We start from the raw sequence: 398 nt of genomic DNA on the forward strand, positions 1-398 counted from the left end.
TTCAATCCCTGAGGCAATCAGCCCAAGAAGAGCGGGAGACCCTGCTGTACTGATTGCTTCCTCCGAAAAAGCACAAACCGTTTTAGGCTGGAAACCGAAGTTTAACGATTTGAAAACCATTATTGAGACTGCATGGGAGTGGCATAAGGCAAATCCAAATGGTTTTTCTGATAAGCGGTAATTGAGAATGAAAGGGTTGGTTTGGAAATGTCAACAGCATTGGAAAAAGTTAAAAATTTTATTCATGAGAAAAAAATTGATGGAGTTTTTTTCCGTAAACGGAATAATTTTTCCTGGATAACCAGCGGCAAGGCAAATCATATCGTTAATACTACGGAGAACGGGGTAGCGGACCTTTTGATTTTTCCGGATAAAAAATACTGTATAACATCCAAAAT

At 38.9% G+C, this 398-nt stretch carries 1 protein-coding gene and 1 pseudogene; both read left to right on the plus strand.

Annotated features, from left to right (window positions below; translation table 11 throughout):
• A pseudogene (locus tag AC2JF9_RS10135) lies at nucleotides 1–181 on the plus strand (UDP-glucose 4-epimerase GalE); the annotation flags it as partial.
• A gap of 26 nt (nucleotides 182–207) precedes the next feature.
• Nucleotides 208–398 (plus strand): hypothetical protein (locus tag AC2JF9_RS10140; RefSeq protein ID WP_500727514.1); only part of this gene is annotated, 191 nt, incomplete at its 3' end.

The organism is Lactobacillus sp. C449L (genome assembly GCF_059900815.1).